The organism is Luteimonas lutimaris (genome assembly GCF_039537065.1).
Classification (GTDB): Bacteria; Pseudomonadota; Gammaproteobacteria; order Xanthomonadales; family Xanthomonadaceae; genus Luteimonas; species Luteimonas lutimaris.
The window spans coordinates 7,466-30,949 of sequence record NZ_BAAAZU010000002.1; the positions used below are offsets into that span (position 1 = coordinate 7,466).

A 23,484-nucleotide genomic window follows, 5' to 3' on the forward strand; every position below is an offset into this window, starting at 1 on the left:
CGCTCCTACGGAAAGCGGGACCGGCAACCGATACCGCAGGATATCCCGCCCGCCATCACGGTTTCATGCGCCATCGGTCACCGTGGCGACCGGTTCGTCGCGCGAGGCGCGCAGGAACCGGGCGCCCAGCAGGATCGCGGCGACCACCAGCCCGGCGATCAGCCCGATCCACATCCCGCGCGGCCCCCAGCCCAGCCACAGGCCGAGCCAGGCGCCCAGCGGCATGCCGATGCCCCAGTAGGCGCAGGCGGCCAGCAGCATCGGCACGCGGGTATCGCGCAGCCCGCGCAGGGCGCCGGCCGACAGCACCTGCACGCCGTCGGGGAACTGGAACGCCGCCGCGTACAGCAGCAGCGACGAGGCCAGCGCCGCCACCGCCGCGTCGCGGGTGTACAGCGCCACGATGTGGTCGTGCCCGAACAGCAGGATCGACCCGCCGGTGAGCTGCGTGGCCAGCACCAGCACGCCGCCGGCGAACGCCGCACGCCGCACGCCGCGGTTGCCGCGCCCCTGCCCCACCGCGTGGCCGACCCGCACCGTGGTCGCCTCGGCCAGCCCGAACGGCACCATGAAGCACAGGCCGGCGACGTTGATCGCGATCTGGTGCGCGGCCGCCGGCACGTCGCCCAGGCGCCCGATCAGCAGTGCGGTGACGATGAACAATCCGCCTTCCATCATCACCGTCACCCCGATCGGCAGGCCGGTGGCGAGCAGGTTGCCGATCGGCGCCCAGCGCGGCGGGTCCAGCCGCGCGAACGGCGCCAGCGGCGCGAACCGCTTCGACCGCGCCAGATACGCGGCGAACGCCAGCGCCTGCATCCACAGCATGATCGCCGAGGCGATGCCCAGCCCGCCCGCGCCCAGTTCCGGCAGGCCGAATTCGCCAAAGGTCAGCACCCAGCCCAGCGGCAGCAGCACCAGCAATCCGCCGAAGCCGAGCACCATCGTCGGCAGCGTCCAGTGCAGGCCGTCGCTCAGGTAGCGCATGCAGTAGTACAGCGTCAGCGCCGGCACGCCCCAGCGGATGCCGCGCAGGAAGTCGGCGGCGCCCGGCCGGATCTCCGGCGCGATGCCCATCGGTTCCAGCGCCAGCACCACCAGGCTCAGGAACACGAACAGCGCCGCGCCCAGGCCCGCGGCCAGCCACAGCGACTGCCGGAACAGCGGGCCGATCTCGTCCCGCCGCTGCGCGCCATCGAGCTGCGACACCGACGGCGGCAGCGCCATCAGCGTGCCCATCGGGATCATCATCGCCAGCCAGAACAGCGCGGTGCCCACCGACACCGAAGCCAGCGTGGTGGTGCCGTGGTGGCCGGCGAGCACGGCGTCGATGAAGCCGATCATGCCGGTGGACACATGCCCCACGACCAGCGGCGCGGCAAGCACCGCGGTGGTACGCACTTCGTCGCGCAGGCGTGCCGGCGGGGGAGGCATGACGGGCATGGGAACAGGGGCGGCGATGGCTGTGGCCGCGCATCGACACGGCGTCGGCGCTGGCGCCGGGCCACGGCGTGCGGCTATGGTACCGGCCCTCAGGGGACGCCCGCGCGCCGCCACCGGCGCCGGAGGACACGCCATGCCAGAACCAGAACAGGAAACGGGCGGCTCCGTGCCGCCTGCGCCACCGCCTTCCCGCCCACCGGCCGGCGGCCACTGCGGCAACTGCGGCTCGCCACTGCTGGGCGAATACTGCTACGCCTGCGGCCAATCGGTCTCCGGGCTGGTGCGCCACTTCTCCAGCATCGTCGGCGACTTCACCGATACCGTCCTCAACTGGGACTCGCGTCTGCCGCGCACGCTGTGGCCGCTGCTGGTGCGGCCGGGCTTCCTGACCCGCGAATACTTCTCCGGGCGCCGGGTGCGCTACGTCAGCCCGGTGCGGCTGTTCGTGACCCTGGCCGTCATCACCTTCTTCGTCGCCCAGCTGATGCTCAGCTTCGGCGACGGCATGGACTTCGACAAGGACAAGCCCACCGACGTCAGTTTCTCGCAGGTGCAGACGGTGGATGAGGTCGTCCGCCAGCGAGACGAGGCGCTGGCCGAACTGGCGCAGGCGCGCGGCGGCAGCAATGCCCAGGTCCCGGGACTGGGCGCCGGACTCGGCATCGCCGAGAAGGCAATCCGCAACAGCGCCGACGCCCGCATCCGGGTGCTGCAGCGGAAGGAGGCGAAGAAGGAAAAGAAGGCGGCCGCCTCCCCGTCTTCGCCGGGCCCGGCCGGAGCGGCCGCGGAAGCTGATGCGGCGGTGGATGCGGAGCGCGCCGGCGTCGCCACGCCCGACGACGGCAGTGCCATGCCCGGCGCGGGCAGCAGCGACGGGGCCGGCCGCGACGATTCGAATGCCGACAGCGGCGAAGACAACGCGTTGAGCTTCAACGGCAGGCCCTGGAACGCGAAGACCAACCCGCTGGTCGTGTCGTGGTGGCCGGACTTCGCCAACCGCTGGCTCAACGCGCAGGTCGGGCGCGGAAAGAAAAACATCGAGCGCATGCGCACCGACCAGGAGTTCTTCAAGGACGCTTATCTCGGCGCGATGCCCGCGACGCTGTTCGTGCTGTTGCCGCTGTTCGCGCTGATGCTGAAGATCGCCTACATCTTCAAGCGCCGGCTCTACATGGAGCACCTGCTGGTGGCGCTGCACAGCCACGCGTTCCTGTGCCTGACGCTGCTGCTGGTGTTCCTGGTGATGGCGCTGCAGCGCTGGCTGGCACCGGACCCGGGCGCGTTGCGCAGCCTGTTCATGTGGATCGAGATCCTGCTCTGGACGTGGATGCCGCTGTACCTGCTGCTGATGCAGAAGCGCGCCTACGGGCAGGGCTGGACGATGACGCTGCTCAAGTACTCCGTACTGGGCTTCTGCTACGTGATCCTGCTGAGCTTCGGCGCGGCGTTCGCCGCGATCTTCGCGCTGGTCAATGCGTAAAGGAGATCAGGGACGTCATCCCCGCCAGGGCGGCGATCCAGTCGGCATTGCGCAAGGGACTGGATTCCCGCCTGCGCGGGAATGACGATCAAGGGCCGGCTTTCGTAGCAGCGGCGGGAGCGGCGAACGCTTCCCTTCGTCCAGGGGACTGGGTCCCCGCCAGCGCGGGGATGGCGATCAAGATCGCGCTCACCCCATCACCGCCTCACCGATGCAGCTGCCCCCGCAACCACGCATCGCGCCCCTGCGCCGGTTGCGCCAGCAGCGCCTTGCGCAGGGCGTCGCGTTCGTGCGGCGGGGTGCGCTGGGCCAGGACCGCCAGGTCCGCGCGGCCTTCCGGTGACAGCCCTCGCAGGGCTTCGAGCAGTGCGTCGCGCTGCGCCGGCGGCACCTGCGAGACCAGCGCATGCAGCTTCGGGTAGTCGGCGCCCAGGGTCGGTCCGAGCAGCCAGCCGCGGCGCTCGCTGCCGTCGAGTGCGTCGTACTGCGCGCGCAGGTCCTGCTGCCGGTCCGGCGGCAATGCCGAGTAGGTCGCGGCGGCGGCGCGCAGGCGCTGGCGCTCAGCCTCCGGCAGCGCCTGCCAGGCCTGCCAGGCGTCGCGCTGTTCGCGCTGCAGCGCCGGGAGCTGTGCATCCCACTCGGCCACGCGCGCGGCCAAAGCCTCGCGCTGCGCCGGCGTCATTGCCGCCAGCGTCGCGGCGTGGCGCTGCAGTTCGGCGCGCGCCGGCGGCGGCAGTTGCTGCGCCTTCTCCAGCAGGCCCGGCGGCAGCGACTGCGCGCCGGCCGCCGCCGACAGCAGCAGTGCGAGTGCGGGGAAGAGCTGGCGGGCACGATCAGGGCGCATCTTCGGTCTCCGTCGGCTCGCTTTCATCCACGACGGCATCGGTCGCTGGCACGGTATCGGTATCGGGCGCGTCCTCCAGCTCCGGCACCTTGGCGCCGGCGGCGAGCCAGGCGTAGAAGCCGGGATCGCGCGCGGCGGGTTCGCGCGAGTCCCCGGCCGCGAGCAGTTCGAAGTCCGGGTGGGTGAGCAGCGCGGACTGCGGGTCGAGCGGCGCATCCGGCGCATCGGCGGGCGGCAGCGGGGCGACGTCGATTCCTTCCGGAAGATCGCCGCCGATGCCGGCCTTGAACCCCGGCAGGAAGGTGGCCGCGAACGCCAGCAGGCAGGCCGCGCCCACGGCGATCATCGCCGGTTGCCGCCAGCGCGCGGGCTCCTGCGCGTCGCCGGGACGCCCGCTGCGCGCGGCGGCCACCGGCGGGTCGAGCCGGCGCCCCTGCACCACCGCTTCGCGTATCCGGGCCAGCTGTCCCATGCGCTCGATCGACAGGTCGCGCACCGCATGGCGCGCGGCATCGCCCAGCATCCGCCAGCCCTGCATGTCGGGCTGGCCGTCCTCGCCGTGCGGCAGCGCGCGCTGCAGGGCCAGGCGATAGGTGGACCGCGACACGCCAAGCACCGCGGCGGCGTCCACCTCGGGCAGCCCGGCCACCAGGCGCAGCAGCAGCGCCGCGCGCGGCCCGCGCCCGATCCCGCCCAGGAAGCCGAACCCGCTGCCCCAGGACGGCGCGGCCGGCTGTTCGCGCAATTCGGGCGTGGCCAGCAGCAGGGTCCAGAACTGGCGCGGCCAGTCGGCAAAGGGGATTTTTGCCGCCGGCAGGCGGAACGCGCGCATGGCGGCGACCAGGGCCCGGTCGCCGGTGGCGGCGTCGCCTACCTGCAGCTGCGCGAACACCGCCCCGCGGCGTTCCACGCCACGCAGGAAAGCAGTCAGGGCAGCCGGCGCCGAAGCGGCTTCGTGGAGGGTGCGCGGCATCATCGGCTCTGTGTGATCGCCCCGCATGATAACGGCCGCACCCGGGCAGTTGCCCCTTGACTCCGGCGCAAAAATCGCTAGGCCCGCGGCCGCGGTCGAAATCGGTTGTGCACAGCGGTCATGGCGTCGTCACAAAGCTGCACCGTCTCCGATGCCCCTCCCCCGCGTGCACTTGGTTTCACGGGCAAGCCGTTGATTTCATTGAAGGAGTTGCGGTTGGCACTTTTTTGACCAAGTGGCCGATCGCAGCTGTTTTCCCGTGTACCCGCGCCCGAACGCGAGCGCGATGCACAGACTTATCCACATCTGGTGTGGATAAGGGGAAAACCCCAAGCGCCACGGCCACTTGCGGGCCATTGGTGGGAAATGACGGAACTGTTGCACGCAAACGCATGTGTTCCGTGACGGACTGCGCGATTGCGCGCCTCCGGCCCCGGACACCGGCGCGGGCCGCGGTCTCGCGACCCCGCACCGGCAGGCCCTAGACTTCCTCGATGCCCGCCGACACCCCCATCCTGCAGGTCGCCCTGCCCGTGCCGCTGCCGCGCCTGTTCGATTACCGCGCGCCGGCAGGCGTGGCGGCGCAGCCGGCGCACGTCGGCTGCCGGGTGCGGGTGCCGTTCGGGCCGCGCGAGCTGGTCGGCGTGGTGGCCGGCGTCGCCACCGCGGCCGCGGACGGACCGGAGTTGCGCGAGGCGCTGGCATTCCTGGATGACACACCGCTGCTGCGCGGCGAGCTGTTCGAGTCGCTGCGCTGGCTGGCGCGCTACACCCACGCGCCGCCGGGCGAAGCGCTGGCCACCGCCCTGCCCGCCGCGCTGCGCCGCGGCGAACCGCTGCCCGACACCCACGCCTGGGCCTGGCGGCTGACCGAAGCCGGCGCCACCGCCCTGCCCGGCCTGCGCAGCGGCAGCCGGCCGCGGCGGCTGGCCGGACTGCTGCATGAAGCCGCGCGCGACGAGGACGCGCTGGACGCGGCGATGGACGACTGGCGCACCGCGGCGCGCTCGCTGGCGAAGCGCGAACTGGCCGAACGCATCGCGATCCCCGCCTCGCAGCTGGCACCGACGCCGCAGCCCGGGCCGCAGCCGAACGACGAACAGGCCGCCGCGATCGAAACCGTCCACGCCGCCGATGGCTTCGCCGCCCTGCTGCTCGACGGCGTCACCGGCAGCGGCAAGACCGAGGTCTACCTGCAGGCGATCGCCGACTGCCTGGCGCGCGGCAGGCAGGTGCTGGTGCTGGTGCCCGAGATCGGCCTGACCCCGCAGCTGCTGTCGCGCTTCCGCGCGCGCCTGGGCGTGCCGGTGCACGCCACGCATTCGGGATTGAACGACGGCGAGCGCGCGCGTACCTGGGCCGCGGCGCTGCGCGGCGAGGCGCGGGTGGTCGTCGGCACGCGCTCGGCGGTGTTCACGCCGCTGCCCGAGGCCGGCCTGATCGTGGTCGACGAGGAACATGACGCCAGCTACAAACAGCACGACGGCATCCGCTACCACGCGCGCGACTTCGCGCTGGTGCGCGGCAAGGCGCTGGACGTGCCGGTGCTGCTGGGCAGCGCGACGCCGTCGCTGGAATCGCTGCACAACGCGCGCGCCGGCCGTTACGCGCACCTGCGCCTGAGCCGGCGCGCCGGCGAGGCGAAGCCGCCGCGGGTGCGGGTGCTGGACGTGCGCAAGCGGCCGCTCGATGCCGGGCTTTCGGCGGAACTGCTCGACGCGGCCGGCAAGGCGCTCGATGCCGGCGGCCAGGTGCTGGTGTTCAAGAACCGCCGCGGCTACGCGCCGGTGCTGCTGTGCCACGACTGCGGCTGGAGCGCGCAGTGCCAGCGCTGCGACGCACCGATGACCGTGCACGCCGGCGGTCGCCGCCTGCAGTGCCACCACTGCGGCGCGCGCCGCCCGGTACCGCTGGCCTGCCCCGACTGCGCGAGCCTGGCGCTGCAGCCGCAGGGCATCGGTACCGAGCGCATCGAGGAACTGCTGGCGCGGCGCTTCGACACCGTGCCGGTGCTGCGCATCGACCGCGGCAGCACCCGCGGCAAGGACGCGCTGGGCAAGCACCTGGACGCGTTCGGCGCGCAGGCCGGCGTGCTGATCGGCACCCAGATGCTGGCCAAGGGCCACGACCTGCCGAACCTCACGCTGGTCTGCGTGGTGGGGATCGACGAAGGCCTGTTCTCGGCCGACTTCCGCGCCGGCGAGAAGCTGGCGCAGCTGCTGATCCAGGTCGCCGGCCGCGCCGGCCGCGCCGACAAGCCCGGCGAGGTACTGCTGCAGACCCACCACCCGGAGCATCCGCTGCTGCAGACGCTGGTCCACGGCGGCTACCACGCGTTTGCCGACGGGGAGTTGATGCAGCGCGAGGCGGCCGGCTTTCCGCCGTTCGCGCACCTGGCGCTGCTGCGCGCGGAGGCGAAGCACGTCGATGCGCCCATGCAGTTCCTGCGCGCGGCGAAGGAACCGCTGCTGCCGTTCGCGGCAACGGGTTCGCAGGAAGAGGCCGCGGCAGGACTGGAATTGCACGGCCCGCTGCCCGCGCCAATGCCGCGGCGCGCAGGCATGCATCGCGCGCAGCTGCTGGTCTCGGCCGCGCAGCGGCGCACGCTGCACGGCGCGCTGGATGCGGTGGTGCCGGCGCTGCATGCGCTGCCCGAGGCGCGCAAGGTGCGCTGGTCGCTGGACGTGGATCCGGTGGATCTGTACTAGGGGCGTGATGTGCCACGCCACGCTTCGCCAGCCTGCGGTGGCAGGGAGGGGGTGGGAGGGGATGGTCACGGTTCGCGGTGATCCCGACAGCCCCCTCCCCTGCCTTCGCGGGGGGAGGGAGTGAAAAGCTCGCGGCTGAAGCCGCTCCTACAGGGACCGCGGGGGTTGGCCGGCTTGCGTCACTCCGCCGCCTTCTTTCGCGCCCGCTTCCGCGGCGCTGCCGTCTTCTTCGCGCGCACCGACAGCAGCTGTCCGTTCTTGCGCACTTCGAACAGCCCCGTCGCCTCGATCAGGTCGCTGAGCTTGCGATAGCCGTAGTTGCGCGAGTCGAACGAGCCCTGGTTGCTGATGTGGCTGCCCACCGCGCCCAGGTGCGACCAGCCGTCGTCGCCCTGCGCGGCATCGATCGCGTTGCGCAGGGTGCGGACCAGGGTGGCGTTGTCCTGCAGTTGCTGTTTGGTGCGCGCGCGGGTCGTGCTTGCGGCGGTGCCGGCCTGTTCCTGTTCGCCCAGCTTTTCCAGGTACAGGAACACCGAGCAGGCCTTGACGAAGGGTTCGGGCGTCTTCTCCTCGCCGAAGCCGTAGACCGCCACGCCGTCGTTGCGCAAGCGCATCACCAGCGGGGTGAAGTCGGCGTCGCTGGAAACGATCGCGAAGCCGTCGAGGTTGCGCGCGTACAGCAGGTCCATCGCGTCGATCACCATCGCCATGTCCGAGGCATTCTTGCCGGTGGAATAGGCGAACTGCTGGATCGGCCGGATCGCGTAGGTGTGCAGCACCTTCTCCCAGCCGTTGAGGTGCTGGCTCTTCCAGTTGCCGTAGGCGCGGCGCACGTTGGCCTCGCCGTGGCGCGCGACCTCGGCGAGGATCACGTCGATCTTCGATGCCGGCGCGTTGTCGGCGTCGATGAGCAGCGCGATGCGTTTTTCGTTGTCGGGCATGGACGGGTTCCGGGACGGGTTGCGGCAAAGCCTAGCGCACCCGGCACCCGGCCCGGCGCGAAGGCGGCGGCGACGCGGGAAATCCATGCGATCGCGGCACAACCCATGCACGTTTCTTACGCGGCAGCGGGCATCATGTACGCACTCCCCACGATCGCGAGGCGCCATGTACAGCGACAGGCATCCGGACGGAAACGCGCTCCCGCACGTGGTCGTCATCGGCGGCGGTTTCGCCGGCCTGTGGGCGACGCGCGCGCTGGCGAAGGCGCCGCTGCGCATCACCCTGGTCGACCGCGGCAACCACCACCTGTTCCAGCCGCTGCTGTACCAGGTCGCCACCGCGGGCCTGTCGGCGCCGGACATCGCCGCGCCGCTGCGCCACATCCTGCAGTGGCAGCGCAACGTGACCGTGCTGATGGAAACGGTCGCCGGCATCGACACCGCCGCGCACGAGGTGCGGCTCGAGCGCGGCGACGCCCTGCGCTACGACTACCTGCTGCTGGCCAGCGGCGCCACCCACGCCTACTTCGGCCACGACGAGTGGGCCGCGCACGCCCCGGGTCTGAAGACGCTCGACGATGCGCTGCACATCCGGCGCCGCATCCTGTCCGCGTTCGAACGGGCCGAGGCGGAAACCGATCCGGCCGCGAAGCGCGCACTGCTGACCTTCGCCATCGTCGGCGGCGGCCCGACCGGGGTGGAACTGGCCGGCACCCTGGCCGAGATCGCGCGGCACACGCTCAAGCGCGAGTTCCGCAACATCGAACCGCGCGATGCGCGCGTGCTGCTGCTCGAGGCCGGGCCGCGGGTGCTGTCGACGTTCCCTGAGTCGCTGTCGGAGAAGGCGCGGCGGCAGCTGCAGCGCCTTGGCGTGGAAGTGCGTACCGGCACGCCGGTCAATGCGATCGACGCCGACGGCGTGCTGCTCGGTGACGAACGCATCGCGGCCCGCACCGTACTGTGGGCCGCAGGCGTGGCGGCCTCCCCGCTGGCGCGCGCGCTGGGCGTGCCGCTGGACCGCGCCGGACGCGTGGCGGTGGAACCCGATCTTTCCGTTCCCGGCATGCCGGAGGTGTTCGTCGCCGGCGATCTGGCCTCGGTGCAGCAGGACGGCAAACCCGTGCCGGGCGTTGCGCCGGCGGCCAAGCAGATGGGCCGCCACGTCGCCGCCGCGATCCGCGCACGCATCGCCGGCAAGCCGGCAACGCCGTTCCGCTATCGCGACTACGGCAACCTGGCCACGATCGGCCGCATGGCCGCGGTGGTGCACCTGGGCAAGCTGAAACTGTCGGGCGCGCTGGCCTGGTGGTTCTGGCTCACCGCGCACATCTTCTTCCTGATCGGCTTCCGCAACCGGCTGGTGGTGATGCTCAACTGGACCTGGGCGTACTGGAGTTACCAGCGGGCGGCGCGGATCATTCTGGGCAGCCGTGATTCGTGATTGGAACAGCGCCTGAAACTGTCATCCCGAGCGCAGCGAGGGATCTGCTTGACCCACCGACAAGCAGATCCCTCGCTGCGCTCGGGATGACAGGATGACAAGTGACGCACATACGAGAACGGCCCGGTTTCCCGGGCCGCTTCGAATCACGAATCACCAATCACAGCCTTCAGGCCGCAAACAGCGCCTTCATCTTCTTCAGCGCGTTGGCCTCGACCTGGCGGATGCGTTCGGCGGAGACGCCGTATTCGTCGGCCAGCTCCTGCAGGGTGATCTTGTTGTCGTCGTCCAGCCAGCGGCGCTTGATGATGTCGCGCGAGCGGTCGTCCAGGCGGCTCATCCCCTCGCGCAGCAGGCGCAGCTGGTGGTCCTCGCTGTCCATGCGCTCGTAGGCCTCGGACGGATCCTCGTCACTGGTGCGCAGATAGGCGGCCGGCGACGGCGGAGCGTGGTCCTCGTCGTCGCTGGCGGGCGCGTCGAAGCCGATGTCGCGGCCCGACAGGCGCGACTCCATCTCCAGCACTTCGCGCTCGGACACGTTGAGGTCGGCGGCCACGGCGCGCACTTCCTCGGCGTTCAACCAGCCCAGGCGCTTCTTGCTCTTGCGCAGGTTGAAGAACAGCTTGCGCTGCGCTTTGGTCGTGGCGACCTTGACGATGCGCCAGTTCTTGAGGATGTACTCGTGCATCTCGGCGCGGATCCAGTGCACGGCGAAGCTGACCAGGCGCACGCCCACTTCCGGGTCGAAGCGCTTGACCGCCTTCATCAGGCCGATGTTGCCTTCCTGGATCAGGTCGCCGAGCGGCAGGCCGTAGCCGTTGTAGCCGCGCGCGACGTGCACCACGAAGCGCAGGTGCGAGTGCACCAGTTCGCGGGCGGCGTCGAGGTCCTCGTGGTCGCGGAAGCGGTGCGCGAGCGCCTGTTCGTCCTCGACGGAGAGCACCGGAATCTGGTGCACCGCGCCGATGTAGGCGTCCAGCGAGCCGAGCGCGCTGGGCACCGGCAGGTTGTTGGGGACGAGGGAATTGCTGAGCGTGATGGCGGTCATGGGCATTATTTTAGCAGTGTCCATATACGACTGCTAATGAAAGGAGAAGTTCCCAGCGTTCCATTCATGCAACGGTCGGCCGGATCTGGCGGGGGCTGCAGCCAGGGAAACGACGATCGCGGCGGCTGCGGGACAGAATGCCTGCCCGTCGGCGCCTCCCGGGCGCATGGGGTCCGGGTTCGACCGGCCCCCGGCGCCGGAGTTCCGGGCAAAAAAACCCCGGGCGGACCCGGGGCAAGGAAAAGAAGAAGCGCGGTCCGCGTCGCCGGTGGCCGCACCGGGAGAAGGCCCGGCCGGCCGGGGCGTGCGTCGCGCCGCCGGCGGGGCCGGCGACGCGGGCCACGCAGGCGCTACAGGTCGAAGCCGAAGCCGATGCCGGCCGAGCTGTCATCGCTGCTGAACGCACCGCCGATCGAGAACGACGCGCGATCGCCGATCTGCTTGGCGTAGCCCACCGACAGCGCGCTCTCGCCGTTCTGCCAGCCGGCACCCACCGCCACGCGGCCGCGCTCGCTGCGCCCGCCGGCGGCGTTCATCGCCATGTTCATCATCGCCGAGCTCATCGCCCCCATCCGGTCGATCCGCTTGTCCTGCTGGTTCAACCGGTTGCCGAGGTTGTCGCTGAGCTGCTGGAACTGGTCGTCCAGCGCGGTGAACTTCGTATCGGTGTAGGCGTTGGCCGAGGCCAGCGTCTTGGTCGCCGTGGTGTCGGTGTAGGCGTTGGCCGAGTCCAGCGTCTCCTGGTCGACCGCGGCCGGGGCCGGGGCCTGGGCCACCGGCACGGACTGGCCACTGGTGGACGGGCCGGTGGGCGACGACGTCCCGGTGGTGCCGGCATTGCGCGACGAACCCGATTGCGGCTCGGCGCCCGCCACGCGGTCGTCGACCTGGCTGGCGTTGCTGGCCGCGGTGGCGGGGGTCGCGCCCTCCGTGGCGTTCGAGGTACCGGCTTCCAGCGCTCCGAGGCGGCCGTCGATGCCGCTGATCGCGCCGTCCAGCGCACCCAGCGCGTCACCGACGTTGTAGTAGTTGCCACCCTGGATCAGGTAGGTCGGGCCGCTGAAGCCGTTCGCACCCATCGATGCACCGCCGCCGAGGAACTGCGCCATCGAATCGCCCATGCCGAACAGCTGCGCGCCGTTGACCGCCTCGGTGCTGGTCGCCGACAGCAGGCCGGGCGCGACGTTGGCGATGGTGGTGCCGCCTTCGCCAGCCAGGGTGAGCCTGGCCTTGTCCTCGTCGTCGTACTTCACCGCGCCGGCCAGGTCGGCGTCGACGTCCTCGAGCGCGGCGTTGAACTGGCCGAGGTTGACCGCGTCGGTGTCCTGCGTGCCGGCGGCGACGTTGGCGAGCTGGCGTTCGCCACCAACGCTGCCGATCGAAACGCTGTCCGCGCGGTCGGCAACCGACCCGGCGCCGAGCGCAACCGCATTGGCAGCGGTGGCCTGCGCGCGGGCGCCGAGCGCCGTGCCGTCCGTGGCGGCTTCCAGCACGCGGGCGTCATAGCCCGCGGCCGTCGCGCCCATCGAGCGTGCCTGTGCGTTGGACCCCATCGCCGAAGCCGTGGCCGCGAGCGCCTGTGCGTTGGCACCCAGCGCGCTGGCGTTGGCCGCGGTCGCCTTCGCGTTGCTGCCGAAGGCCGAGGCGCTGACCTTGGTCGCCTGGCTGCCGGCGCCGACGGCAGTGCTGCCGTTGGCATCGGCCAGCGCGTTGCTGCCCGCGGCCAGCGTGCCGTCGCCGTTGGCCACGGCGTCGTCGCTGCCGTCCTGCGCGCCGCTGGCGGCGAAGTAGTGGTTGGTCTCGCCCACCTCTCCGGCCAGTTCGTCCAGCTGCGCCTTGTTCACCGCGTCGTTCGCCTCGGTGCCCGCGGCGACGTTGGTGATCTGGCGCGTGCGCGGAAAGCCGCCCAGGTTGAGGCTGTCGCCGGCACCGACGGAAATCGCGAAATCCCGGTCCGCAACGGAACCGGCACCGAGCGCCACGCTGTGCTTGCCCTCTGCGACTGCCACCTGCCCCAGCGCCAGCGAGCCTTCGCCGCTGGCGGTGCTCCTGCCTCCGATGGCGGTGGCGCGGTCGGCCGAGGCCACCGCGGCATGGCCGATCGCGAGCGAGTACACGCCGAGCGCACGGGAGTTGCCGCCAATCGCGGTGCTCCAGTCCTCGCGTGCGAAGCTCGCCACGCCGATCGCCGTGGCCAGGTCACCCCAGGCTTGCCCGGAGGAGCCGATTGCGGTGCTGCCCGCGCCGGTCGCTTGCGCGGCGGCGCCGATGGCGCTGCTCTGGTCACCCGAAGCGACGGCGTAGCGCACCTCGAACTCGCCCGTTTCCATGTCGAAGGTTTCGACGCCGCTGCCCAGCGCCGTGCTGCCGATGCCGCTGGCCTGCGCGCCACCGCCGAACGCGGAACTGTAGTCGGCCGATGCGGTGCTGCCGTAACCGCTCGCCGTCGCGACCTGCCCCAGCGACAGCGCACCGCTGCCGAAGGACGAGGCACCCTGCCCGATGGCGTTGGCGCCATCGCCCGCGGCGGTGGCGTATTCGCCTTCCACGTAGGCACCGGCACTGCTCTCGTCGCCGTCGGTGGCCTTGAAGAAGTAGTCGGTGTTGTCCGCGGTCTTGGCCACCTCCTGCAGCTGGGCGAGGTTCACCGCATCGGTGTCCTCGGTGCCCGCGGCAACGTGGGTGATCTGCCGCTCCTCGGCGAAGCCGTCGATGTTGGGACCGGCGCCGACCGAGACCGAGTTCGCCCGGTCGGCAACGGCGCCCGCACCGAGGGCGACGCTGTTGTCGCCCATGGCCTTGGCGTAGAAGCCCACCGCCAGCGAGTTCTCGCCGTCGGCAAAGGACGAACCGCCGAGCGCCGTCGACCAGCGCGCGTTGGCGAACGCCGACTCGCCCACCGCGGTGGCGTTGGCTTCGGTCGCGAAGCTGTTCCAGCCCAGTGCCGTGGACTGGATGCCGGTGGCCTGCGACGCCGACCCGAAGGCCGACGCACGCACGCCCGAGGCGACCGTCGCGACGTGGCCCAGGTTCGGACCGGCCGGGCGGCTGCCGCCGACCGCGGTGCTCTGGTCGCCGGTGGCCTGGGCGCTGTCGCCAACGGCCACCGCGCTTTCGCCTTCGGCGTTGGCGCGCGAGCCGAGCCCGGTCGCCCACAGGCCACTGGCGCTGGCGTTGGCGCCGAGCGCGGTGGTCAGGTCGCCGGTGGCCTGCGCACCCGCGCCGAACGCGGCCGCGCCGACGCCGGTCGCGGCGGTGGTACCTTCGATGGTGACGTCGCGCAGCAGCTCGGGGTCGTAATAGGTGTAATGCAGCTCGCCGCCCGCGGCGATGGACGAATCGCCGGCCGCCAGCGCGTTGAAGCCCAGCGCGGTGGCGTTGTCGGCCACTGCGTTGGCGCCGCCGCCGAACGCCGAGGCGCCGTTGCCGGTGGCGTTGGAGGCCTCGCCCGCCGCGACCGCGTTGTCGCCTTCGACGTACGCGCCGGCATCGCTGTCGTCGCTGCCGCTGGCCTGGAAGTACTTGCTGGTTTCACCGGCCGTGTCGGCCACTTCGTTGAGCTGGGCGAGGTTGACCGCGTCGGTGTCCTGCGTACCCGCCGCCACGTTGGTGACCTGCCGCTCCTCGCCGGCGCTACCCACCGACACGGTGTTCTCGCGGTCGGCGAGCGAGTAGGCGCCCAGCGCCACCGAGTTGGTCGCGGTGACGTCGGCCTGCGCGCCCAGCGCGGTGCTGCGCTCCACCCGCGCCTTGGCCCAACGGCCGAAGGCGCTGGCGTTCTCGCCCTGGGTGCCGGCGAACTGGCCGACGGCGGTGTTGGATTCGTCGTAGGCGGTGGCGTTGGCGCCGATCGCCACGCTGCGCGGCCCCATCGCCTTGGCGTCGCCGCCGATCGCGACCGACAGCGTCTCGTAGGCGCGCGCCTGGCTGCCGATGGCGATGGCCTTGTTGTCGCGCGCGGTGGCCGAGCCGCCGATCGCGATCGACTGCCGGCCGCTGGCCTCGGCGGTACCGCCGATCGCCACGGCCTTGTAGTCGGTCGCGCGCGCGGCGGTGCCCAGCGCGGTGGACTCCTTGCCGGTGGCCTCGGTCGACCAGATCTGGTGCTCACCGGTGGTGCCGTCGATCACTTCCATCTGCCCGCCGACCGCGACCGCGCTCTGGCCGACGGCCTGGCTGCCGACGCCGTAGGCCACGCTCCACTTGTCCGCCGCCACGGCGCCATAGCCGCTGGCGGTGGCCAGCTCGCCCAGCGCCATCGCGCTGCCGCCATAGGCGGTGGCGCCGAAGCCGATCGCGCTGGCCGCCTCGCCCGCCGCGGTGGCGTTGGCGCCCTCGACGTACGCGCCGACGCCATCTTCGTCCGGGTCGTCGCTGGCCTTGAAGAAGTAGTCGGTGTTGTCGGCGGTCTTGGCTACTTCCTGCAGCTGGGCGAGGTTGACCGCGTCGGTGTCCTCGGTGCCGGCGGCGACGTTCGCGAGCTGGCGTTCGTGGCCCGCGCCGCCAATCGACACCGTGCCGGCGCGATCGGCCAGCGAACCGGCACCGAGCGCGATGCTGTCCGCGCCCTCCACGCGACTGCCGACGCCGAGTGCGACGCCGCGGTCGGCAGCCACCGCCGAGCCGGTGCCGATGGCGACGCCGTGCTCGGCCGTTACGCTGGTCGCGTAGCCCAGGGCGATGCCGTAGTTGCCTTCGACCACGCTGCGGCTGCCGATGGCGGTGGCGTAGTCGGCGTCGACCGCGCTGATCGCGCCCAGCGCCATGGCCATGTGGCCTTCCGCGACCGCGCCAGCGCCCAGCGCCGAGGTCAGCGCGCCGTTGGCATACGCGGCCGGACCGAAGGCGCTCGCGCCCAGGCCCACCGCCGTGGTGCCGGTGAGGTAGCCGCTCGGGAATGCGCCGCCGCTCTGGAACAGCACCACGTCACCGGGGCTGCCGACGGCGACCGAGTAGTCACCGCTGGTATTGCTGCCGTAGCCGTAAGCCGACGAACCGACGCCGTCCACCTGCGCGTAGCCGCCGGTGGCGGTGCCCAGGTCGCCGGCGCTGCTGCGGTAGCCCGCGGCTGTGGACTGGATGCCGGTGGCCGCCGCCTCGACGCCGATGGCGCTGGCGTATTCGCCGCTGGCCTGCGCACCGGCGCCGGCGGCGATGGTCCAGGTGCCGGTCGCGCTGGCGCCCGCGCCCAGCGCGGTGGCGTCCTCGCCCGATGCAAGCGTGCCGGATTCGACGACGTTGCCGCCCGCGTCTTCGGTGGTGCGCGTGCCGCCCATGGCCACGCTCGATTCGCCGCTGGCCTCGGCGCCGCGACCGTAGGCCGAAGCGTCGATGCCACTGGCGGTGGCCCCATAACCGGTGGCGGTGGCGAACTCGGCCATCGCGCTTGCGCCGCTGCCGTAAGCCGAAGCGCCTTCGCCGATCGCGTTGGCCGCCTCGCCGGCCGCCGTGGCGTTGTCGCCTTCGACGTACGCGCCGACGCCATCTTCGTCCGGATCGTCGCTGGCCTTGAAGAAGTGGTCGGTGTTGTCGGCGACCTTGGCCACCTCGTCCAGCTGCGCCTTGTTCACCGCGTCGGTGTCCTCGGTGCCGGCGGCGACATGGGTGATCTGGCGGTCGATGGGGGCGATGTCGATCGGGATCTGGCCGTCGTGGATACGTGCGGGCGAACCCACCGAAATGCTGTTGTCGCGGTCGGCATAGGAACCTTCGCCCAGCGCCACGGCGTTGGTCACACCCGGCGCGACCTCGCTGCTGGCACCAAGCGCCAGGCTGCCGCCGCTGTCGGGGAAGACGATGCTGTTCCCGCCCAGGGCGACGCTGCCGTCACCGCCGGCGGCGGCCAGGGCGCCGAGCGCGATGCTGCTGTCACCCTGTGCGATGGCGTTCTCGCCCACTGCGGTGCTGCGCGGGCCGCGCGCCTGCGACCAGTTGCCGACCGCGGTGCTGAACACGCCGTAGGCGCGCGCCCTGCCGCCAATGGCCACGCTCTCGTCGCCGCGCGCGGTGGCGGCCTGGCCGAGCGCGGTCGCGCTCTGGCCGCTGGCCTCGGCCACCACGCCCAGCGCGGTGCTGCCGTACTGCGTGGCGCGGGCGGCGGTGCCGACGGCGGTCGACTCCTGGCCGGAGGCTTCCGTCGACCAGATCTCCTCCTCCCAGGTGTCGCCGTTGATCACCACCATCTGCCCGCCGATGGCGGTCGCGCTCTGGCCGGTGGCCTGGCTGCCGACGCCGTAGGCGCTGCTCCACTTCTCCGTCGCCACCGCGTTGTAGCCGCTGGCGGTGGCGAATTTGCCGACCGCGACCGCGCCGCTGCCCAGCGCCGACGCGCCCGTTTCGAATGCGCTGCTGCTGGCGCCGATGGCGGTGGTGTAGTCGCCGTCGGCCAGCGCGTCCTTGCCCAGCGATGTGCTGTCCTCGCCCAGGGCCGCGCTCTGGAAGCCATTGGTGGTGCTGCCCTGGCCGCTGGCGATGCTCAGCGCGCCGGTGGCGGTGGAATTACCACCGCTGGCCTGCGCGCCGGCGCCGACCGCGGTCGAGCCCTCGCCGTCGGCGCGGGTCAGCACGAATCCGTCGCCGCCATCGTCGAGGTAATAGGCGCCGCCGAGCGCCGTGCTGTTGGCTTGCATGGCCCGCGCGCCTGCGCCCAGCGCCGTGGCGGCCCGCCCATCGGCAATGGCTTCGATGCCCAGCGCCGTGCTCTGGGCGCCCACCGCAACCGCATTGCTGCCCAGCGCGCTGGCGTTGTCGCCCAGGGCCGTGGCGCCCGGTCCGACCGCGACGCTGGAACCGCCCTCGGCGGTGCTGGCGATGCCAACCGCGACGCTGAAGGCACCGCTGGCATACGACGCCGCGCCCAGCGCGGTGGCGTTGTCGGCGCTGGCCAGGGCGAAGTTGCCGACCGCGGTGGTGGCGAATCCGGTCGCGCGCGCCACCGGACCCAGTGCCGCGCCGTAGTCGCCGCTGGCCTTGGCACCGGCGCCGACCGCGACGCTCTGGGCGCCCGTTGCCGCGGTGTATTCCCAGCCGGCGAAGGTGTTGAACGCGCCGCCAATCGCAACGCTGGAGCCGCCCTCGGCCCTGGCCTTGGCGCCCATCGCGACCGCGCCGAGATCGCTGGCATTGCTTTCGCTGCCGACGGCGACCGCCCACTGGTTGCTGGCGTTGGCCTGCTGCCCGGTCGCCACCGAGCGATAGCCGCTGGCGACGCTGTTGGCGCCGCTGGCGACGGCGTTCTCGCCTTCGGCCAGCGCGTCTTCGCTGCCGTCGGCCGCGCCGTTGGCGGCGAAGAAGTGGTCGGCGTCCCCGGCGGCACGCCGCGGGGGCAGCTTGCCGCCGGCGCCGGGGAGCGGCTCGACACCCGCGGTGGCGCAGTCGGCATCGCGCCCGGCCCGGCGATCGCCGTCCGCGCTGCGGCAGATGTCGTCCTGCGCTGGCGCGGGCACCGTGGACAGTGTCGCGGGCGGAGCGGGCGACGCGGAAGTCTGGGCCAGGGCGGGCTGCGACAGGACCAGCAGCAGTGCGGCATAGAGGGGCGTACGGATCATCGTGTCTTCCTCGGAACAGGACGTCAGGGGCCTGCGGGGGCAGGCGGGCTGGAACGCAACGACAGCCACCGGACGCTGCCCCGGCGGCTGCCGCGCTGTCATTCCAGTTCCATGACGATCTTGTTTCCGGAAGATTTCCCGATCCGGTTCAGTGACTTACGGGACGGCCGGCGGCTCCGGCGGCAGCGGTGCCAGCAGCTCCGGCGGGATCGGCCGTTCGCCCGCCAGCTCCCGCGCGCGGACCAGCGCCGCCTCCCACTGCTCGCGCAGGCCGAGCCGGGCGTACAGCTCGACCTGCAGCAGGGCCAGCGCGAAGTCCTGCTCGGCCCAGGGCGCGGCGCGCCCGGCCAGGCCGCCGGCTTCGGCCGTCTGTCCGCGTGCCAGTCGCCAGTGCGCGTGGGCGACGACGGCTTCGGCGACTTCCTTCGGGATGGCGCGCTGCTCTGCGCGGACGAGCGCGGCCCGGTAGGCCGGTTCGCCATCCGCGCCGGCGCGGATGGCGCGGCGCAGCAGCTGTGCGACGCCGTCGCCGGACAGGTCGCCGCCGGTCGTGGCGTCGCCGGCCAGCGGCAGCCCGAGGTCGTCGGCGGCCTGGTCGCGGCGCAGCTCCAGCCAGGCGCGCAGGCGCGGGCGGCGTTCGGGCGGCCAGTCGTCCAGCGCGGCATCGGCGATGCGCATCACCGCGCGCGGGTCGCCGGCCTGGCGCGCCAGTTCCATGCGCAGGTAGTCGCGGCGCTTGTAGTCGCCCGGCACCACCTGCGCGGCTTCGGGCATCGCCAGCAGCTTGCCGGCCTCGGCCAGCCGGCCGACCGCGATCAGTGCCTCGGCGCGGCCGAGCAGCACATTGGCGCGCTGGGCCGGGTCGCGGATCCGCGGCAGCAGCGCCCAGCCGCGGTCGCTCTCGGCCAGCGCGGCCTCGGGCTTGAGCAACTGCAGGTGCGCGGTGAGCAGCATGCCGCTGATCCCGGCCAGCTCGTTGACCGCGCCCATCGATTCGAAGTCGCGCGCGGCCTTCTCGAAATAACCCACCGCCTGCGCCGGGCGCTCGCGGTCCATCTCCAGGTTGCCCAGGTTGGCGTCCACCCGCGCCACGGCCAGCGCGTCGCCGCCGCGCAGCAGCTGCACGCGTGCGCGGCCGAGGTCGGCCAGCGCCTGGTCGAAACGGCCCTGCGAGGAGCGCGTCACGCCGCGGCCGGTCAGCGCGCCGCCCAGCTCGACCGGCGTGCCGCGCCGTTCGAGCAGGTCGATCGCGGCGTCGTAGCTGCGCTCGGCTTCGGCGTAGCGGTCCAGGCGGATCAGCATCGCGCCGCGCGAATTGAGCAGGCGCGCGCGGAACATCGGGTCCGCGCGCGCGGCGTCGCCGGCCAGCAGCTCGTCGAGGGTGGCCAGCCCGCGCTGGTACTGGCCGGCGCGGAAATCCACCTGCGCCAGGCGATAGCGCAGCTGCGGGCGCGCGCGCTGCAGCTCCGGGGCCTCGTTGAGGATGCGGCGCGCGGTGTCGAGCTCGTTGGCCAGCATCGCCGAGCGGGCGCGCTGCAGGCGCTCGGCCAGCCCGGGTTCGGGCTCGTCGCTGGCGACGGCATCGCCGCCGAGCGCGGCCAGCAACCGGTCGCCGGCAACGCGCGCGGCGTCGAGCAGGTCCCCGCCCTGCGCCTTGCCGCGCTGCACGAGACCGTGGCGGTCGGTCGCGCGCAGTTGCACGCGCCAGTGGCCGCCGTCGCGGCTGGCCTGGCTCTCCACGATCCAGTCCACGCGTGCGGCCTCGCGCAGCTGCCGCATGTTGGGCGCCGGCCCGGCCTCGCCGGCGTCGCGCAGCAGGCTGAGCGTGGTGTCGCTCGACAGCGCCGGCAGGCCGCCGCGGCGGATGCGGTCGGCGAGGTAGTCCATCAGTCCGAGCCGTGCCCAGGCCACGTCGCCCGGGCCCTCGACGCGCGTGGGCAGCACCATGATGGCGCGCTGCGCCTGCGCGTCGGCCGCGGCCGGTGCGGCGGGCGGCTCCGCGCGCCGCTGCCAGGCGAAGACCGCAACCGACGCGACCAGCACGAGCACGGCCGCGACCGGCAACGCGCGTCGGCCGCGTCCCTTGCGCGAAGCCACGGGCACCGCAGGGAGCCGGGCATCCGGCGCCGGCACGGGTTCGTCGGCCACGGGCGGCGGCGTCTGCAGCGGCGCCGGGGCCAGCGTCGGAACGACTACCGGCGGCGCGGCCGCGGGCATGTCGGGTTCGACGGTGGTTTCGGCCACCCAGCGGTAGCCGAACCGCGGCACCGTGCGGATCGCCCGCTGCTCCTGGCCGTCGTCGCCGATCGCGCGCCGGCTGCGCAGGATGATCTGCGCCAGCTGCGCATCGGAAACGTCGTCGCGCGAGAACACCGCGCGCGCCAGCTCGTCGCGGTCCACCGCGCGATCGCGGTGCTCGATCAGGTGCACCAGGCATTCGAACACGCGCGCCGGCAGCGCCACCGCCGCGCCCCCGTGCAGCAGCTCGCGCTTGGCCAGGTCCAGCACGTGGCTCCCGAAGCGATAACGCGCGTTGGTCATGGGATCGGGAGGGGGAACAGGGCCTGCGCACGCATGGGGCGAACATCATCCCTCATTCGCGCGGCGGGCACAGCGCGGGGCGTTCAGCAAGGGACGGGGACTCGGGACTCGGGACTCGGGACTCGGGACTCGGGACTCGGGACTCGGGACTCGGGACTCGGGACTCGGGAAGAGCATGCGGCGCCTGTTCTTCGTTGTCATCCCGAGCGCAGCGAGGGATCTGCTTGGACAGCCAACAAGCAGATCCCTCGCTGCGCTCGGGATGACAGAATTCGACCGGGACGACAATTCGACCGGTCACCATCCGGCCAGTGACAGTCCGGCTGTTGCAGTTCGGTCGTTGCAGTTCGGTCGTTGCAGTCCGGCCGTTGCCGTTCGGCCCAACGCGGTGGTGGCGCGGCCCTACCGCTTCCCGCTTCCCGATTCCCCATTCCCGGCCCTGCCCACCCGCACCATGCGGTCGAGCAGACCGTCGAGGATCGAGGCCGGATCGGCGCTGCGCCCGGTGTGCACCGGCGAGACCTGGATGATCGAGCTGCGGCGCGCGGTCAGCCAGTGGAAGCGCGCGCGCGGCGGCAGGGCGCCGATCGGGCCGCTGCCGGGGCCGCCGCGGCAGATGGTCGCAATCGCCTCCAGGTGCGCGCGCAGGGTGTCGAGGTCGACGTGCGGGTCGAGCGCACGCACGCGCGCGGGGTCGAGTTCGATCCCGGCTTCGAGCAGCCCCGTCGACTGGCACGAGACGATCACGCCGACGTTGACGAACTCCTCGCGCTCGACCCGCGGCACGGCGCGGATCACCGCGTAGTCATAGATCGCCGTGGGCACGGATCGCCTCCTCGACGAATGCGTCGCGTGCGCGCAGCCGGGCGCGGAAGTGGTCGACGTAGGCTCGCCGGTGCGCGGCGACGTCGGCGAACGCCGGTTCACCGGTCAGCCAGGCGTCGGGCACCTGCGCGACGATGCGTTCGATGTCGCCGTCGCCGATGCGCGCGGCCAGCGCCGCGTCGGCTTCGCGCAGCCGCGTGGCCAGCGGCAGCAGCACGTGGTCGGCGATGCACTTGAACGGCGAGGCCGCAGCCTGCGCGGCACCGGTCCAGTCGTGGTGGAAGTACAGCGCCGCGCCGTGGTCGATCAGGTACAGCGCGCGGTGCCAGGTCAGCAGGTTGGTGTTGCGCGGCGTGCGGTCGACGTTGGCGACGAAGGCGTCGAACCAGACGATCGACGAGGTCAGCAGCGGATCGGGGCGGTCGACCAGCGGGTCGAAGTTCATCGAGCCGGGCAGGTAGTCGAGCGCGACGTTGAGTCCGCCGCTGGCGCGGATCAGGTCCTGGATCTCGGGATCGGGTTCGGTGCGGGCCAGGTCCGGGTCGAGATCGGCCAGCACGATCTCCGGCACAGGCAGGCCGAGCAGGCGCGCGAGTTCGCCGGCGATGACTTCGGCGACCAGCGCCTTGGCGCCCTGCCCCGCGCCGCGGAACTTCATCACGTACATGCCGTCGTCGTCGGCCTCGACCACGGCCGGCAGCGAGCCGCCCTCGCGCAGCGGGGTGACGTAGCGGGTGGCGGTGATCGTCCTCACGCGACTTCAAGCTGCGCGCGCGGCGGCAGCGACCAGTCGACCGGCGCCTGTCCGCTGCGCGACAGGTAATCGTTGGTCGCGGAAAAATGCCCGCAGCCGAGGAAGCCGCGGTGCGCGGACAGCGGCGAGGGATGCGTGGTGCGCAGCACGCGGTGCCGGCGCGGGTCGATCACCGCGCCCTTTTTCTGCGCATAGCTGCCCCAGAGCAGGAACACCAGGCCCTCGCGCTCGCGGCCCAGCGTTTCCACGACGTGGTCGGTGAAGCCCTCCCAGCCTTTGCCCTGGTGCGAGCCGGCGCGGCCTTCCTCCACGGTGAGCACCGAGTTGAGCAGCAGCACGCCGCGCTGCGCCCACGGCATCAGGTAGCCGTGGTCGGGACGCGCGATGCCCAGGTCGCGCTGGATCTCCTTGAACATGTTGTCCAGCGACGGCGGCACCGGCACGCCGGGCAGTACCGAGAAGCACAGCCCATGCGCCTGGCCGCGGCCGTGGTACGGGTCCTGGCCGAGGATGACCACTTTCACCGCGTCGAACGGCGTGGCGTCGAACGCGGCGAAGATCTGCCGCGCCGGCGGGAAGATCCGCGCGCCGGCGGCATGGCGCTCGCGCAGGAAAGCCGACAGCGCCCGCATGTCCTCGCGCTGCAGGTAGTCGCCGATGCGCGCCTTCCAGGACGGTTCGAGCTTGATGCGGTCGTCGGGCATGGGAATCGGGAATCGGGAATCGGGAATCGGGAATCGGGAATCGGGAATCGGGAATCGGGAATCGGGAATCGGGAATCGGGAATCGGGAATCGGGAATCGGGAATCGGGAATCGGGAATCGGGAATCGGGAATCGGGAAGAGCATGCGGCACCTGTTCTTTATTGTCATCCCGAGCGCAGCGAGGGATCTTGCCGGTTGGTTGCCCAAGCAGATCCCTCGCCGCGCTCGGGATGAC

Annotated in this window: 13 protein-coding genes; 3 read left to right on the forward strand and 10 right to left on the reverse strand. The window is 72.1% G+C overall.

Annotation, left to right across the window (positions count from 1 at the left end; genetic code table 11):
• Positions 1-63 precede the first annotated feature (63 nt).
• Positions 64-1,443: an MATE family efflux transporter gene (locus ABD679_RS01870; RefSeq protein ID WP_425561829.1), complete on the reverse strand. Its 1,380-nt coding sequence runs from the start codon at positions 1,441-1,443 to the stop codon at positions 64-66.
• Between the two features lie 133 nt (positions 1,444-1,576).
• Between ABD679_RS01870 and ABD679_RS01875 the strand changes: the two genes are divergently transcribed.
• On the forward strand, positions 1,577-2,923 hold the full coding sequence (locus ABD679_RS01875; protein ID WP_344758246.1) for a DUF3667 domain-containing protein: 1,347 nt from the start codon (positions 1,577-1,579) through the stop codon (positions 2,921-2,923).
• 205 nt (positions 2,924-3,128) lie between these two features.
• Here ABD679_RS01875 and ABD679_RS01880 read toward each other — a convergent pair whose 3' ends face one another.
• A complete protein-coding gene (locus ABD679_RS01880) occupies positions 3,129-3,767 on the reverse strand; it encodes a DUF3106 domain-containing protein (RefSeq protein ID WP_344758247.1) in 639 nt (212 codons plus the stop codon).
• On the reverse strand, positions 3,757-4,740 hold the full coding sequence (locus ABD679_RS01885) for an RNA polymerase sigma factor sigma-70 region 4 domain-containing protein (protein ID WP_344758248.1): 984 nt from the start codon (positions 4,738-4,740) through the stop codon (positions 3,757-3,759). The genes ABD679_RS01880 and ABD679_RS01885 overlap by 11 nt, the downstream gene beginning before the upstream one ends.
• A 494-nt stretch (positions 4,741-5,234) precedes the next feature.
• On the opposite strand from ABD679_RS01885, the gene ABD679_RS01890 reads away from it, so the two are divergent.
• On the forward strand, positions 5,235-7,448 hold the full coding sequence (locus ABD679_RS01890; RefSeq protein ID WP_344758249.1) for a primosomal protein N': 2,214 nt from the start codon (positions 5,235-5,237) through the stop codon (positions 7,446-7,448).
• Positions 7,449-7,627: 179 nt separating this feature from the next.
• Here ABD679_RS01890 and ABD679_RS01895 read toward each other — a convergent pair whose 3' ends face one another.
• Positions 7,628-8,389: an NYN domain-containing protein gene (locus ABD679_RS01895; RefSeq protein WP_344758250.1), complete on the reverse strand. Its 762-nt coding sequence runs from the start codon at positions 8,387-8,389 to the stop codon at positions 7,628-7,630.
• A gap of 166 nt (positions 8,390-8,555) precedes the next feature.
• On the opposite strand from ABD679_RS01895, the gene ABD679_RS01900 reads away from it, so the two are divergent.
• A complete protein-coding gene (locus ABD679_RS01900) occupies positions 8,556-9,830 on the forward strand; it encodes an NAD(P)/FAD-dependent oxidoreductase (protein WP_344758251.1) in 1,275 nt (424 codons plus the stop codon).
• Between the two features lie 169 nt (positions 9,831-9,999).
• On the opposite strand, the gene rpoH is transcribed toward ABD679_RS01900, so the two are convergent.
• From rpoH to ung, 6 genes are all read right to left on the reverse strand, one after another.
• Complete coding sequence (gene rpoH / locus ABD679_RS01905; protein ID WP_344758252.1) at positions 10,000-10,878, reverse strand: RNA polymerase sigma factor RpoH; 879 nt, start codon at positions 10,876-10,878, stop codon at positions 10,000-10,002.
• A 350-nt stretch (positions 10,879-11,228) separates the two neighbouring features.
• The gene (locus ABD679_RS01910) at positions 11,229-18,425 is read right to left on the reverse strand and encodes a YadA-like family protein (protein WP_344758253.1); all 7,197 of its coding nucleotides are present in this window, start codon (positions 18,423-18,425) and stop codon (positions 11,229-11,231) included.
• Between the two features lie 156 nt (positions 18,426-18,581).
• Positions 18,582-20,966: a winged helix-turn-helix domain-containing protein gene (locus ABD679_RS01915; protein ID WP_344758254.1), complete on the reverse strand. Its 2,385-nt coding sequence runs from the start codon at positions 20,964-20,966 to the stop codon at positions 18,582-18,584.
• Between the two features lie 402 nt (positions 20,967-21,368).
• The gene (locus ABD679_RS01920) at positions 21,369-21,791 is read right to left on the reverse strand and encodes a DUF3037 domain-containing protein (protein ID WP_344758255.1); all 423 of its coding nucleotides are present in this window, start codon (positions 21,789-21,791) and stop codon (positions 21,369-21,371) included.
• Positions 21,772-22,545 carry a HipA family kinase gene (locus ABD679_RS01925; protein WP_344758256.1) on the reverse strand — a complete coding sequence of 258 codons (774 nt, stop codon included), beginning with the start codon at positions 22,543-22,545 and terminating at the stop codon, positions 21,772-21,774. The genes ABD679_RS01920 and ABD679_RS01925 overlap by 20 nt, the downstream gene beginning before the upstream one ends.
• Positions 22,542-23,249: a uracil-DNA glycosylase gene (ung, locus tag ABD679_RS01930; RefSeq protein ID WP_425561830.1), complete on the reverse strand. Its 708-nt coding sequence runs from the start codon at positions 23,247-23,249 to the stop codon at positions 22,542-22,544. The genes ABD679_RS01925 and ung overlap by 4 nt, the downstream gene beginning before the upstream one ends.
• Between the last annotated feature and the right edge of the window lie 235 nt (positions 23,250-23,484).

Coding starts and splice junctions, on each gene's coding strand:
- ABD679_RS01870 (WP_425561829.1), bottom strand. CDS start 1,443: ATGCCCGTCATGCCTCCCCCGCCGGCACGCCTGCGCGACGAAGTGCGT.
- ABD679_RS01875 (WP_344758246.1), top strand. CDS start 1,577: ATGCCAGAACCAGAACAGGAAACGGGCGGCTCCGTGCCGCCTGCGCCA.
- ABD679_RS01880 (WP_344758247.1), bottom strand. CDS start 3,767: ATGCGCCCTGATCGTGCCCGCCAGCTCTTCCCCGCACTCGCACTGCTG.
- ABD679_RS01885 (WP_344758248.1), bottom strand. CDS start 4,740: ATGCCGCGCACCCTCCACGAAGCCGCTTCGGCGCCGGCTGCCCTGACT.
- ABD679_RS01890 (WP_344758249.1), top strand. CDS start 5,235: ATGCCCGCCGACACCCCCATCCTGCAGGTCGCCCTGCCCGTGCCGCTG.
- ABD679_RS01895 (WP_344758250.1), bottom strand. CDS start 8,389: ATGCCCGACAACGAAAAACGCATCGCGCTGCTCATCGACGCCGACAAC.
- ABD679_RS01900 (WP_344758251.1), top strand. CDS start 8,556: ATGTACAGCGACAGGCATCCGGACGGAAACGCGCTCCCGCACGTGGTC.
- rpoH (WP_344758252.1), bottom strand. CDS start 10,878: ATGACCGCCATCACGCTCAGCAATTCCCTCGTCCCCAACAACCTGCCG.
- ABD679_RS01910 (WP_344758253.1), bottom strand. CDS start 18,425: ATGATCCGTACGCCCCTCTATGCCGCACTGCTGCTGGTCCTGTCGCAG.
- ABD679_RS01915 (WP_344758254.1), bottom strand. CDS start 20,966: ATGACCAACGCGCGTTATCGCTTCGGGAGCCACGTGCTGGACCTGGCC.
- ung (WP_425561830.1), bottom strand. CDS start 23,249: ATGCCCGACGACCGCATCAAGCTCGAACCGTCCTGGAAGGCGCGCATC.